General features: G+C 64.0%; 15 protein-coding genes. 7 read left to right on the forward strand and 8 right to left on the reverse strand.

Annotated elements, in window-relative coordinates:
* The 4 genes from ASE71_RS37035 to ASE71_RS21045 all read left to right on the forward strand — a co-directional run.
* Positions 1-720, forward strand: a 720-nt coding sequence (locus ASE71_RS37035) for a PLP-dependent aminotransferase family protein (RefSeq protein ID WP_244497379.1), incomplete at its 5' end; no start/stop codon positions are given.
* Between the two features lie 271 nt (positions 721-991).
* On the forward strand, positions 992-1,762 hold the full coding sequence (locus ASE71_RS21035; RefSeq protein ID WP_034792990.1) for a siderophore-interacting protein: 771 nt from the start codon (positions 992-994) through the stop codon (positions 1,760-1,762).
* Positions 1,763-2,022: 260 nt separating this feature from the next.
* Entirely contained in the window at positions 2,023-2,610 is a 588-nt protein-coding gene (recX, locus tag ASE71_RS21040; protein ID WP_060516044.1) for a recombination regulator RecX, read from the forward strand.
* Between the two features lie 27 nt (positions 2,611-2,637).
* The gene (locus ASE71_RS21045) at positions 2,638-2,901 is read left to right on the forward strand and encodes an EamA family transporter (RefSeq protein ID WP_060516045.1); all 264 of its coding nucleotides are present in this window, start codon (positions 2,638-2,640) and stop codon (positions 2,899-2,901) included.
* On the opposite strand, the gene ASE71_RS21050 is transcribed toward ASE71_RS21045, so the two are convergent.
* The gene (locus ASE71_RS21050; RefSeq protein ID WP_060516046.1) at positions 2,859-3,329 is read right to left on the reverse strand and encodes a group III truncated hemoglobin; all 471 of its coding nucleotides are present in this window, start codon (positions 3,327-3,329) and stop codon (positions 2,859-2,861) included. The two genes, ASE71_RS21045 and ASE71_RS21050, sit on opposite strands and share 43 nt — an antisense overlap.
* A gap of 331 nt (positions 3,330-3,660) precedes the next feature.
* Between ASE71_RS21050 and ASE71_RS21055 the strand changes: the two genes are divergently transcribed.
* From ASE71_RS21055 to ASE71_RS21065, 3 genes are all read left to right on the forward strand, one after another.
* Positions 3,661-5,325 carry an arylsulfatase gene (locus tag ASE71_RS21055; RefSeq protein WP_034793006.1) on the forward strand — a complete coding sequence of 555 codons (1,665 nt, stop codon included), beginning with the start codon at positions 3,661-3,663 and terminating at the stop codon, positions 5,323-5,325.
* 151 nt (positions 5,326-5,476) lie between these two features.
* Positions 5,477-7,069, forward strand: coding sequence for an arylsulfatase (locus ASE71_RS21060; RefSeq protein ID WP_082566232.1), 1,593 nt, complete (start codon positions 5,477-5,479; stop codon positions 7,067-7,069).
* Between the two features lie 198 nt (positions 7,070-7,267).
* The gene (locus tag ASE71_RS21065) at positions 7,268-7,699 is read left to right on the forward strand and encodes a GNAT family N-acetyltransferase (RefSeq protein WP_060516047.1); all 432 of its coding nucleotides are present in this window, start codon (positions 7,268-7,270) and stop codon (positions 7,697-7,699) included.
* 21 nt (positions 7,700-7,720) lie between these two features.
* On the opposite strand, the gene ASE71_RS21070 is transcribed toward ASE71_RS21065, so the two are convergent.
* The 7 genes from ASE71_RS21070 to ASE71_RS21100 all read right to left on the reverse strand — a co-directional run bounded on the left by ASE71_RS21070 (position 7,721) and on the right by ASE71_RS21100 (position 12,877).
* On the reverse strand, positions 7,721-8,062 hold the full coding sequence (locus ASE71_RS21070) for a DUF6616 family protein (RefSeq protein WP_034793040.1): 342 nt from the start codon (positions 8,060-8,062) through the stop codon (positions 7,721-7,723).
* Positions 8,063-8,110: 48 nt separating this feature from the next.
* The gene (locus tag ASE71_RS21075) at positions 8,111-8,905 is read right to left on the reverse strand and encodes a DNA alkylation repair protein (RefSeq protein WP_060516048.1); all 795 of its coding nucleotides are present in this window, start codon (positions 8,903-8,905) and stop codon (positions 8,111-8,113) included.
* Positions 8,902-9,426 carry a MarR family winged helix-turn-helix transcriptional regulator gene (locus tag ASE71_RS21080; protein ID WP_060516049.1) on the reverse strand — a complete coding sequence of 175 codons (525 nt, stop codon included), beginning with the start codon at positions 9,424-9,426 and terminating at the stop codon, positions 8,902-8,904. Before ASE71_RS21080 ends, ASE71_RS21075 begins: the two co-directional genes overlap by 4 nt.
* 78 nt (positions 9,427-9,504) lie before the next feature.
* Positions 9,505-10,299 (reverse strand): DUF1194 domain-containing protein, encoded by a 795-nt coding sequence (locus ASE71_RS21085; protein WP_060516050.1) that lies wholly within the window; start codon positions 10,297-10,299, stop codon positions 9,505-9,507.
* 137 nt (positions 10,300-10,436) lie between these two features.
* Complete coding sequence (locus ASE71_RS21090; protein ID WP_060516051.1) at positions 10,437-11,255, reverse strand: arginase family protein; 819 nt, start codon at positions 11,253-11,255, stop codon at positions 10,437-10,439.
* 138 nt (positions 11,256-11,393) lie between these two features.
* Entirely contained in the window at positions 11,394-12,278 is an 885-nt protein-coding gene (locus ASE71_RS21095) for an NAD(P)/FAD-dependent oxidoreductase (RefSeq protein WP_060516052.1), read from the reverse strand.
* Positions 12,279-12,442: 164 nt separating this feature from the next.
* A complete protein-coding gene (locus ASE71_RS21100; protein WP_034793085.1) occupies positions 12,443-12,877 on the reverse strand; it encodes an RrF2 family transcriptional regulator in 435 nt (144 codons plus the stop codon).
* Between the last annotated feature and the right edge of the window lie 393 nt (positions 12,878-13,270).

Below are 13,270 nucleotides of genomic sequence, written 5' to 3' on the forward strand. Positions count from 1 at the left end.
GCCTATCTCTCGGCCGACTTCGCCAACCCGACCGGCGAGACCGTCGACCGGGCCGGTCGCGAGCGCGTGCTGACGCTCGCCGAAGAGCTCGACATTGCCGTCATCGAAGACGCGGCCTACCAGTCGCTGCGCTATGACGGCGAGCCGGTGCCGCCGATCCTGGCGCTCGAAATCGCCAAAAAGGGCGACATCAACAACACCCGCACGATCTATTGCGGCTCGTTCTCGAAGACGCTCGCTCCCGGCCTTCGCGTCGGCTGGGTCTGCGCCTCGGAAAAGGTGATCCGCAAGCTCGTGCTCTTGAAGCAGGCCGCCGATCTGCATTCCTCGACCATCAACCAGATGGCGATCTGCACCGTTGCCGAGCGCGGCTTCGATGAGCAGGTGGCGAAGATCCACCAGGTCTACAAGCAGCGCCGCAACGCCATGCTCGCAGCGCTTGAAAAGTACATGCCCGAGGGCGTGTCCTGGACGAAGCCGGAAGGCGGGATGTTCGTCTGGGTGACGCTGCCAAAGGGCATGGACGGCGCCGCACTGCTTGCAAAATCGATCGAGACCGCCAAGGTCGCCTTCGTTCCCGGTCGCGCCTTCTTTGCCGATGGCTCGGGCGAAAACACCCTGCGCGTTTCCTTCTCCTGCGCCAACGATCAGATGATCGACGAGGGCATCCGCCGGCTCGGCGACCTCATCCGTGGCGAAGTTGCGGCTCTGGCGGCTTAAGGCTTCGTCAGACCTTCCTCATTTTGAGAAACGCGCTTGCTCCTGCGGGCGCGTTTTTCTTTTGGCTGGTAAAACCTTCGTGTTTTAGTCAAGATGACGCATTGATCGAAGCGGGGCCTTCCGATAGTTGGAACGTGACATGACCGGGCCACCCCCGGCCACGTAAGCGTTAACGTCACTCAACGCGTATGATCGAACGGCCAGAAGCGGCTTCGATCTGCGCGACTGTGTCCTGCGGATCGAGCTTTTCTAGGCCCTCCAAAGGATGCAAATGGACAATTCTCCCAACTATTCCCATCTCCCGACGCCGCGCATCGAGCGTGTTCGCCATGAGCTGAAGCGCCGCTCGCTCGTCGTTTCCGGCATCGAGCGGGTGACGCCGGGCATGCTCCGGATCACGCTTTCCGGTGAGGATCTCGCCGACTTCGTCAGCCTCGGGGCGGATGACCACATCAAGATCTTCGTGCCCGGCGCAAACGGCACCGAAGAGCGCCGGGACTATACGCCACGGCGCTACGACACAGATGCGCGCGTTCTGGCGCTCGATTTCGCGTTGCACGAGGCTGGCCCCGTGACCGCCTGGGCAATGGCGGCCTCCGTGGGGGACAAGCTCGAGATCGGCGGGCCGCGCGGTTCGGCGGTCGTGTCTGGAGATTTCACGCGATGGCTGCTGATCGGCGACGAGACGGCGCTGCCGGCGATCGGGCGGCGGATCGAGGAGACGCCGGCGGGGCATCAGATCACCAGCGTCGCCGCCGTCACCGGGCTGGACGAGCGGCAGAAATTCCGCACCAAGGCGGCGCTCACCACCCATTGGGCCTATCGCCCGCTCGATCAAGCGCACGATCCGTCAGCGCTGCTTGCTGTCGTGCGTCAAGTGGCGCTCGAGCCCGGCACCTTCGTCTGGATCGCGGCCGAAGCCGCAGTCACCCGGGCGATCCGCACCCATCTCGTCGAGGAGCGCGGCTTGCCGCTCAGCTGGCTGAAAGCCTCCGGCTACTGGGTGAAGGGCAAGGCCGACAGCACCGAGAAGTTCGAATAGACATCACGTTTTCCGGTGCCTTTGCTCGGGCATCACGACGGGAACGCTCGGCCGGCGGATCAAAAGATCCGCGCAGGCCCTGCTGCGGTTACCTCAGGCGCGCCTCTCTTGAGGGGCGCTCGCCGCCCTCATGCCGGCGGAACAAGGCCGGGAAAACACGTCGTGGGCTCGGGTGCGCAATTGCCTTGTCGTGGAGAGTCAGGTCATTTCGCATCTTTGGGCGACGTCGATCCGATCACGCGGATCGACTGGTGCCATCAATGGTTCAATTCGAGGGCAGGGCAGGCTTGGACCTCATCGACGATCAAGCGCAATCCGATCAACCGACGCCGCGCATGTATGCCTGGGCGCGCAATTCAGCGGCCTATCGGCTGGCGCGGCAGATGCTGACGGAAAAGCAGCTCTTCGACGCCATCTCGCGCAAGGCGCGGGAGAAGTTCGAGGATATCAGCGTGAACCAGGTGGAGCTGCTGGCGGCTGCGGCCGTGACCTTTGCCTATGACAATGGCGCGCTCAACGACAAAGCTTATGCCGAGATCAAGACCCGCTCGGCCATGCGCGGCGGCAAGTCGAAGCGGGCGATCGCCCAGAAGCTGTCGGAAAAGGGCGTCGCGCGGGACGCCGTCGCTGCGGCGGTGGCGGAAGCCGACGATCTCTATGCGGCCGTCGTCTTGGCGCGAAAGCGCGCCTTCGGGCCGTTCCGCAAGGCGGCGCTCGACGAGAAGCGTACGGCCAAGGAGCTCTCCGCCTTTGCCCGGGGCGGCTTCAGCTTCGAACTGGGCAAGCGGGTCTTTGCGATGTCGGTCGACGAGGCCGAGGAGATTTTGTTTGCAGGCCGCTCGCTCTGACCCAAGGGGGCAGGTCGTGTTGTCTGATTGCTCTTCCTGTTCGCCTGGGTCACGCCTCAGGCGATCGGCAAGGACCTTGCCGCCGCGGGGGCGGGCATGCTGGCGCTCGCCCTGATCTCCGGCATCGTCCAGTACGCGCTTGCCTTCTGGCTCTACCTGATCGGCCTCAAGCGCCTGCCGGCGAGCACGGCTGCGCTGTTCCTGACCCTGACGCCCGTCTTCGGCATCGGGCGTAAAGGCCTCGGCAATTACCCGCGCTTCAGCGCCGGATCGTCCATCGCAGGATTGTAGAACAGCGAAAGCGTCAGGCTGCGGGCGATGCGTTCGGCCGTGGCCATGAACCAGGCCTTGGCCTCGCCGTTCGGGGCGATGTCGTCGAGCGTCGTGGAAAAGAGATCAAGCCATTTCGGAAAGAGATCCGGCGTCATGTTGGCGACGCCGACATGCGCCTGCACCGGCTTGCCGCCATAGGCGCCGTTGCGGAAGGCGACGGCCGACCAGAAGCTCTTCATCTTGTCCATGTGCTCCGGCCAGCGGCCGGAAAGCCTGGCGTCGAAGACGGGGCCGAGATCGGGATGGGCGAGCACGCGGGCGTAGAAGGTCTCGACGAGACGATCGATGAAGGCCGCATCGATGCCGATCGCCTTCATCTCGGCTTCCGCTCGTTCGCGGATTGCTGCGACATGAGCGGCGCGGCCCTGCAAGTCGTTGTCGTCCATCCCGATGTCCCTGTCTCGATGCCCATGTCTCGATGCCCATGTCTCAGGCCCAGGCCCTTATCTTTGGCGTCTTGCATATAGGCATGCGGGGGCGTCGCGCCAGAGGCCGAAGGGGCGATTGCGTCAATCTGTCAGAGGTTACGCTGGGCGAGTTTTGCCAGTGCTGTTCTACCCGGGCTTGCAACGGATTGCCCGCGTCGCGCGTCTCAGTAACGGTTGCGAGCCGGCACGTCGTAACTGTTACGTACTTGGACACCCACCCCCGCACGCGCATCATCCGCCCGGTCCTCGACAGCAGTGCATTTCCGATCGCCTTAACTAGGAGAGTACGATGAGCATGCATGACGATAACAAGGCTGCGCCAGCGATGGCCGAGAATGGGGTAACGGATGTCAGCCGCCGCGACCTCCTTCTCAGTGGAACAATTTTTGCAGCCGCGTCGCTGGTGGCAGGCGCTGCTTCGGTAAGCCCGGCCAAGGCGCAATCCTCTTCTTCCGCGAGCGGCAAGCCGCCAAACATCCTCGTCATCTTCGGCGACGATATCGGCATTCCGCAGATCAGCGCCTACACGATGGGGCTGATGGGCTATCGCACGCCCAACATCGACCGTATCGCCGCCGAAGGCGCGATCTTTACCGACAGCTACGGCCAGAACAGTTGTACGGCGGGCCGCGCCTCCTTCATCCTCGGCCAGGAGCCTTTCCGCACCGGGCTCTTGACGATCGGCATGCCGGGCGACCCGCACGGCATCCAGGACTGGATGCCGACAATCGCCGACGTGTTGAAGACCAAGGGGTATTCGACCGGCCAGTTCGGCAAGAACCACCTCGGCGACCGCGACGAGCATCTGCCGACCGCACACGGCTTCGACGAGTTCTTCGGCAACCTCTACCACCTCAACGCCGAGGAAGAGCCGGAAGGCTATTTCTATCCCAAGGATCCGGAGTTCAAGAAGAAGTTCGGCCCGCGCGGCGTCATCAAGTCGAGCGCCGACGGCAAGATCGAGGACACCGGCGCGCTCAACACCAAGCGCATGGAAACGATCGACGAGGAATTCCTGACGGCTGCCAAGGATTACATCGACCGGCAGGTGAAGGCCGACAAACCGTTCTTCTGCTGGTTCAACTCGACCCGCATGCATGTCTTCACCCACCTGAAGCCGGACTCGCTCGGCAAGACCGGCAAGGGCATCCATGCCGACGGCATGGTGGAGCATGACGGTCACGTCGGCCAGCTCCTGAAACAGCTCGACGATCTCGGCATCGCCGAGAACACCATCGTGCTCTACACCACCGACAACGGCGCGGAACTGGCGCTGTGGCCGGACGGCGCGCAGACGATGTTCCACGGCGAGAAAGGCACGACCTGGGAAGGCGGTTTCCGCATTCCGATGATGGTGCGTTGGCCGGGCGTGGTAAAGCCGGGCACGCAGATCAACGACCCGGTGACGCTGATGGACTGGCTGCCGACCTTTGCGACCGCCGCCGGCATCGCCGACGTCAAGGAAGAGATGAAGAAGGGCTTCAAGGGCACGTCGAAGACCTTCAAGGTGCATCTCGACGGCTACGACCTGACGGGGCTGTTGAAGGGCGAGGCGAAGGAGCCGCCGCGTGACTCGGTCTACTACTTCGATCAGGGCGGCAACCTCAACGCTATCCGCTGGAACGACTGGAAGCTGAGCTTCGCCCAGGCGAGCCACGGCAACATCGCGACGGCCACCCGTGAGGTGCCGAGCTGGGCCGTCATCGCCAACCTGCGCATGGACCCCTACGAGCGCGGCATGGAAGACGGCGGAGGGGCGATCGAGTTCCTCGCCCGCAACATGTGGCTGCTGGTGCCGATCCAGGGCAAGATCAAGGAGTTCTTCGCCGACTTCAACGACTATCCGTACCAGGCCGGCAGCACGCTGAACGCCAGCGGCATCAACTATGGCTGGCTTGCGCAGCAGGCAGCGATGAAGCGGCTGGGCGAACTGGAAAGCCTGGCGCCGCGGTAAAGAGTGGAAAGACTCCGCCGCCGGCGACCGCTGGCGGCGGGACGCAAAGCGCCGGCGGCTTGTAAAAAGGCCGCCACCTCTTGCCGCGGGTCAAGGTCCGGCGGCATCCCTTGCGTAATTCCTTGCGTTCGATCGCAAAAAGGAGCGTGCGATGTGCCTGCGGAATCTGCGTGCCCTTGCCCTACACACGGCGATCCTGGTGGCGTTGCCGACAGTGGCGCCGGCACAATCGGTGCTGACTCAGGCCATACGCACGAGCGAGGCGCAGGAGCCAGCGCTGATCCATGCCGACCAGCAGTCCGCGGCGCAACAGAAGCTCGATACGCTTTATGCCAGGCTGGGCAAGAGGCCGAACATCGTCTGGCTCGTGGTTGATGACATGGGCTATGGCGACCCCGGCGCTTATGGCGGTGGAGCGGCGATCGGCGCTGCGACACCCAACATGGACAGGTTGGCGCGCGAGGGCCTGAGGCTCACCTCGGCCTATTCGCAACCCACCTGCACCCCGACGCGCTCGGCGATCCTGACGGGCCGGTTGCCGGTTCGCACCGGCCTGACGCGACCGATCCTTGCCGGCGACAAGATCACCAAGAACCCTTGGGCCGACGAGATTTCCCTGCCGACGCTGCTTGGTGGGGCAGGGTACAAGACCGTGCTCTCGGGCAAGTGGCATGTGGGCGAAAGCGAAGGCATGCGGCCGCACGAGGTCGGGTTTGATGAATTCTACGGCTTCTACGAGGCCGAGAAGGAAATCACCCAAGGGGTCGACAAGCGGCGTTACCCCGATCTGGTGCTGAACCCCGAGCGGCTGGCGATGCTGAGGAAGACCGGATCGAGCACGGCGCTGGTACAGGCGGTAAAGGGCGGGCCAGTCAGCCAAGTCGAAGAGATCGACAGCATCGAGAAGATGGCCGAAGGCGATCGGATGCTCAAGGAATTCACGGTGAAGAAGATCAAGGAGCTTGCGTCGGGAACGGCGCCGTTCTTCCTCGAACACTGCTTCATGAAAGTGCACGCCGACAATTTCGCCTCCAAGGCCTTCGAGGGCAAGAGCGGAAGCAAGTACCCCTACAAGGACGACGTGGTGGAGGTGGATGCCTATATCGGCGAGATCGTCGACGCGCTCGATCAGGCCGGCGTCCTCGACAATACCTTCATCTTCGTCACCTCCGACAACGGCCCGCAGCTCGATAGCTGGCCGGACAGCGGCTATACGCCGTTTCGCGGCGCCAAGGGATCGGCCTGGGAGGGCGGCATCCGCATCCCGGCGATCGCCTACTGGAAGGGCATGATCAAGCCCGGCCGCGAAAGCGACGAGCTCTTCGACCTGATGGACCTCTTCAACACGTCGCTGAGCCTTGGCGGCATCAGAGACAAGGTGCCGGTCGACCGCTACATCGACGGCATCGACCAGACCTCGTTCCTGCTTGCCGCCGACGGCCGTTCGAACCGCGAGAAGGTGTTCGTCTGGAACGAGCAGAACCTGATGGCGATGCGCATGTACGAGTACAAGATCCACGTGAAGGTGGTGGAAACCAAGGCCCAGTGGCTGAACATCGACATGACGACGGTGAGCGACGTCGGCCTCGCCCCGTGGCTCTTCAATCTCTACATCGATCCGAAGGAGGAATATCCCGTCGGCCACCGGATGAACGCCTTCCTCGCCTCGATGCTGGCCGAGATGAAGGCGCATGCCGCCACCTTCAAAAAATATCCGCCGAAGAACATCGGGCTCGGGCAGTGAGCGATCCGGTCCATAACGGCAGACGTCGTGGATTTTCAGTGGACGCGGCGGGGACTTTCAGGCGCCGCGCCGTCGCAGTGAGGTCCGGTCGCGACTTCGTCTTGCCGCCGTGAGAGGGGCAGTTGAGATAGCGCTTTCGCGATTGCGCCCAGCGACACCACATCCTAGTTTCCCGCCAAATCTGCCGGGAGCTGAACCATGCGAATTCGACCTGCGGTCAAGGACGACCATCCGGCGCTTTGCGCGATCGACAGCGTTGCGGCCGACGATCTGAAGCGACGCGCCGACATTGCCGACTGGATCCAGCAGGGCTGCTGCCATCTGATCGAGATCGAGGGGGAGGCTGCCGCCTATGGCGTGCTGACCCACCACTTCTTTGGCCAGGCCTTCATCGAAATGCTGATGGTGGGGACGTCCTGGCGCCGGCGTGGTCTGGCTGGGACGCTGATCGCCCACTTTCAATCCATGTCGTCGGGCGCGAAACTCTTCAGCTCGACCAACATGTCGAACCGTCCGATGCAGGACCTGTTGGTCAAGGCCGGGTTCCGGCCGAGCGGCTACATCGACAATCTCGACGAGAACGATCCGGAGATCGTGTTCTACAGCCCCCTCAAGCCGAGCGTGACCTGAGGGGGCCGGATAGCGTGGAGCTCAGGCGGCCGCGCCGAGCTCGGCGAGGTGGCCGGCGAGGTCGGTGCCCCGGCCGGCGGCGTTGATCGTGTCGAAATATTCGTGCCAGCCGGATTGGGCGATGCCGGCGACGAGGGCTTCGAGTGCTGTCGCGTCCGGGCAGCGCCAGACGGCGAAGAAGGTCTGCGATGCCGCATGCAGCTTCGACTGGTCGACCTTGCCGAAGGTGATGAGCTCGACGCCGAGCGCCGACAGGCCCGGCATGGCGGAGCCGATCGCGGCCAGGAACTGCTGGCGCCCCTGACGGGGAAGGGCGAGCCACGCCGGCTTGGCGCTGTAAAGTTCGGTCAGGTAGTGAGGCATAGTCTGCTTTCTTGTTGTCAGTCTGAGGTTATGCCATTCCGGGCGCTCTCAAGCGTTTGCGGAACTGGATCTGGTGGGGATGGATCGAAGCGCGCGGCGACAGATGCGCGATGTCGCGGGTCCTGAGCTTTCGGCGGACCAGCGTGCCGCCAGCGCCTGGACCCACTCGGGCCGATCCTTGGCCGCATCGTTCAGCCAGTTGCCGACCGAATCCTGCACGTAAGGCGAGGGATCGGCGTGCAACGGCTCGAGCACGGGCAGCGCGCGTTCGGGTTCTTTCTTGAGCACTGAGAGATGGGCGCACCAGACGCCGCGCGGGCGGATGGATTCCGAGGCGAAACGGCGGATGCGCTCGGATGGATCTGATGTCCACTCTGCCGCCAGCAGGGCGATCGCTTGATCCAGATCGGCCGCGAGATGCGGGCGAACGGCGATCCAGGCCCATTCGCGAACACCGAAATGGCTATCGTCGGCCAGCGGCCGGATCGCGGCCAGCCGCTCGGCGAGGGTCATGTTTACTCTGGCCGCCACCACGAAACAGGCCCAGCCGCGCACCGTGTCCGAGGAATGCTGCTTGAGCGTCTCGAAAGTCGAGGGGCCGAGGCGCTCTCCGATCAGCCGGGCGGCAAGCGGCATGCGCCGGGAGATGCCGGCCGACGCGGCCGATGTCATCTCGGCAAGGGCATCGTCGTCGATGCCGGGCACGATGTTGCCCATCAGCGCTGCGAAGTCGACCGCGAGGCATTCGGTCAAGGTGATGGCTTGCGCTCCGGCGTTCAGCTGCGCCAGGCGCTCGGCGCCAATGCCGCTGGCGCCGCGTTTCTTGGTCTTGCTCTCGCTCACGTCTGTGTTTCCGGCGTGTTCTTGGGCGTGGCGCCGGTCTCCAGATTTTGCCAGATGCGCTTGAGCAGCCGGTGGAACGTCTGGTGTTCATCGGCGCTGAAACCGGCAAACAGCGAGGCGATCCAGGCGCTGTGTTGGCCAAGCAGATCGCGGGCAGTCCTGCGGCCGGTTTCGGTGAGCATTACCGCGATCTTGCGCCGGTCATTAAGGCCAGAGCGGCGCTCGACGAAGCGATCGCGCTCCAGGCCGTCGAGGAGCCCGGTGATGGTGGCGCGCGTCACGCCCGCGCGATCGGCAAGCTCATGCGGCGACAGGCCCTCGGGTTGATCGTTGAGCAGGAAGAGGATAACGAACTTGCCTTCCGACAGCCGGTGGGGCGCCAGCCTTGCAGCGCAATCCCGGTCGATCGCGCCTGACAGCGCCAGCAGTTCGAAGCAGGCGCGCATGTTGCCGGTCTCGGCGACCGCACGACGCTCGGCTTCCTGCAACATGGCCCGGTGTTTTTGTTCCAGCATTGTCATAAGGCGACAGATAATAAGGCGCCTAATTAGAGTCAACGACTTCTTCGTTGTCGGCTGTGGATGGGGCGCAGACTTGCCCTACCGCCCGATCATCCGCTCCTGCATTTCTTCGCCGATGAAGCAATTGTAGCCCTCACCGAACCGGGCTGCGCGCACCGTTTCGGGCGACAGGCGGCTTATCTCCAGGCCGGAGATTTCGATGATCAGCTTGCGCAGGATGGCGCGGGCGAACTCGTCGCTATCCGTCACCTTCACCAGAAAGGCGCCTTCGCCGCCGATCACGCATTGGCGGTAATAGGCGTCGAGATCGGGGATCGCGGCGGAGTCCGAGGCGGCGTGCGTCTTCAGCATGATCGGCAGGCCGTCGATGGTGATGCCGCGGGCAACGGTGGAATTGCGGGCGACAGGGGCGGGGACGCCGGAATTGTTGGGACCGTCGCCCGAGATGTCGATGACGCGGCGGCTGCCCTCAAAGGGGCTGTAGTCGAACAGCCGTCGGGTGAAGGCCAGCGTGTTGGAGATCGAGGTGAAGGCGATCCGCCGGATCGGCTGCCGCCGCAGCAGCTCGGAATATTGCGAGGCCGTGCCGCGGCCGTCGATCAGCGTCCAGGGCGTGACCTGCACCGCCGAGCCGCCCCATTCGACATAGGTGACGGCGATGCGGCCGACGGGACCATTCTCGATCGCCTCGATGAGGGCGGGCTCCAGGAAGGCCACGACATAGCCCTGCCGCTGCAGCCGCTGCTCGTCGAGTTCCATGGAATAGGAAACGTCGACGGCGAGCACCAGCTCGAGATCGACCCGGAGCGGTTCGGCGGAAGCACTCCCGCAGAAAAGGCAGACGTAGGCAAGAAGGATCGATCCGAGCTTCATGGCAGCCGATACCGAAGGCGAGCGGGATATCCATGCTACGCCCAAACCGACCCAGCGCAATGCGGGGTCCGCCGGCGATGGATTGGCCGGCTAGGCCCCCTGCGGTTAGGCAAACCTGCCGGCAGGCTCTGGTCGGGTCAGCGGCGCAGCTTCTGCAAAAGCGGTTCCAGCGCCTCGATCAGCGGTTCGGGCGAAACCGGATCGCCGCCTTCCTCCCAAACATTCTGAAACTCGGCGATTTCAAGCCCGACGACTTCGCTCCCGGCAAGGACCGCACAGGCTGCACGCAGGTCATCGAGCGACAGCCCGTTTTCATGCTGGTAGTCGGTGGGCACGATGCCGGGGTTCAGCACGTCGCAGTCGAGGTGGATATAGACCGGTCGGCCGGCGACGGCTTCGGCAAGCCTTTGCGGGAGATTGGCACCGGGACGAATATGCGGAATGCGCTTCGCCTCGATGAGTTCGGCCTCGAAGGGATCGAGGTCGCGCTGGCCGACGAGCACGATATTTTCGATGGAAAGCCCGCCGCCCAGACCGGACTGCCAGAGGCCGCAGGGCCCGGACAGCGCCAGCCCGCCGAGATAGCCGGTGCTGCTGGCCTCGGGCGTATTGAGGTCGCCATGGGCGTCGAACCAGAAGACGACCGCATTGCCGTGGTGCCTCGCAAGGGCAGGCAGGGTTGCGAGCGAGACGGCACAGCGGCTGGTCGCTGCCAGCGAAAACGATCCCTCGGCGTAGATCACATCGAAGCGATCTCGCATGCGCTTCAGAGCCGGCATCGCGGCTTCGAGCTCGACCGCCCAGTGGCCGTTCAGCGCCGGTTCCGGATCTCCGACCGTGACCGTTTCGAGGCCGAGTTTTCGGGCGAGATGGGCGGCAACGGACTTCGCGCCGGGAATGCCGAGGTCGTTGTGATCGCCGGCGCGACCCTGAAAGCAGGTGAGGGCAATGGGCATCGATGGCGGCTCCAACTCGCGTTTGCAGCGAACGAAGCACAGAGGCCGTCGATTTGGCAAGGCTGGAAGCCGAACGGCGCAATGCGGTTGCGTCCGTTCGGTATTCCTTCATGCCAGCGTCCTTGCTCGGTGTGCCTTCTATCCGAACACCAGCGAGCGGTGCAGTTGCGCGCCGGCCCAGGCGCCGTCGCCGACGGCAAGCGAGACGGAGTGGGGAACGCGGCCGACGTCGCCGCAGGCATAGGCGCCGGGAATGGTGGTTTCCTTGGCGGCCGTCGCCCGGATCTGCAGGCCCATCGGGGTCTCCTCGATCTCGCAGCCGAAGCGCTCGGCGATGTCGCTTGAGGGCGTGGTGCGGGTGGCGACGAAAAGGCCTGCGAAGGGCAGGCGGCGGCCATCCGTCAGCACCACGTCGGCATGGCCTTCGAGCCGCGCGACCGGGGTTTCGTCGATGGTTACGCCGCGCCTGACGAGATCGGCACGGCCTTCGGCGTCGAGGGTGATGGCGCCGTTGGTGAAGAAGGTCACCTTGCCCCATTCCGGAATGAGCTGCGCCTGGTGGATCGACATGGGGCTTGCCGCGATGACGGCGATCTCGCCCTGGTTCAGCTCGTAGCCGTGGCAATAGGGGCAATGGAAGGCGCTCTTGCCCCAGCGCTCGGTCAGCCCCTCGATCTGCGGCAGGCCGTCCTTGACGCCGGTTGCAAAGAGCAGGCGCCGGCCTTCAAAGGAGGCGCCGTCAGCGGTGGTAACGACGAAGGCATCCTGCTTGCCGCTGGCTTTCTCGGCGCGGCCGTCGATCCAGGTGAGCGTGGGGTATTTGGAGAGCTGCGCCCGCGCGGTTGCGGCAATCTCTGACGGGTCGATGCCGTCCTGGCCGAGGAAGCCATGGGAATGGCTGGCAAAACGGTTGCGGCGAATGCCCTCGTCGATGATCGTCACGCGCCGGCGGGCGCGCAGAAGCTGGAGGGCGGCGGCCATGCCGGCATAACTGCCGCCGATGATGATGACGTCCTGTTGCATGGGTCTTCCTTTCGGTTGGGCGCAGGCCAGCCCACCGGTTTCTTGAACCAGTGTCTCGACCCGGGCTTTGGGCAATAGGGTTCCGGCCGGAAACCGCTTATGCGGTCCCGGTGTAATCGGATGTGTCGGGATCGATCACGTCAGGACGGATCGATCGGCTGCTGTCAGTGCGATCGGAGCCGGTGCCGCCGGGCAAAGTCCTCGGCTAGGTCGGCAAGGGTCACGTGGGCGAAGCGGTCGAGCAGCAGCGCCTCGGCCTCCGCAAAGGCGGTATCGAGGGCGGCGTTGACCGCCTGTTCGACGAGGCATTCCGGCATTTCCTGCCGGTTGCCGATGGCAAAGATCGCGGGTTCGCCGAGTGTTTCGTGCAACTGCCTGAGCGTCACGGTCTTGAGATCGGCAGTGATCGCCCAGCCGCCCGCATGGCCGCGGGCGGAGGAAACGATGCCGGCATCGCGCAGGAAACCCATGGTGCGACGAACGACCACCGGATTGGTGCGCATGCACATGGCAAGCTCGTCCGAGGTCAAGGGCTCGCCGCGCTCGGCCATGTGCAGGAGCGCGTGCAGGACGGAGGAAAGGCGGCTGTCTTTTTTCATGTAACTTCAATTATTACGAATCGAAGTACGATGCAAGCGGTACCTCTAGCTCACGCCTAAAAGTGCCAAGCGACAGAGGCTTGCCTGACGAGGTGCCACTCCTGTTGTCAGCGCATTCGGCTAAGATCGCCGGTATGCCCACCACCGCTCTTCGACTGGGGTCTTCGGTCCGCCGGAAGCTTGTACCGTGAAGACAGACGTTATCGTTTCATAGCTGAAATCCGCGACCACCTCAGTTGCAACAACTTCACAACGTTCTCGATCTTCATCGTCAAAAGCTGAGTCTACTAAGAACTCGAGGACGATATTGTCGTTGTTCCAGCCGCACGTTACGGCCGATATCGTCGGCGGGACTGTTCCGAGCAAGGCGCGTTGCACGCTGAGGAGCAGTCG

The organism is Ensifer sp. Root954, from assembly GCF_001429005.1.
GTDB classification, from domain to species: Bacteria; Pseudomonadota; Alphaproteobacteria; order Rhizobiales; family Rhizobiaceae; genus Ensifer; species Ensifer adhaerens.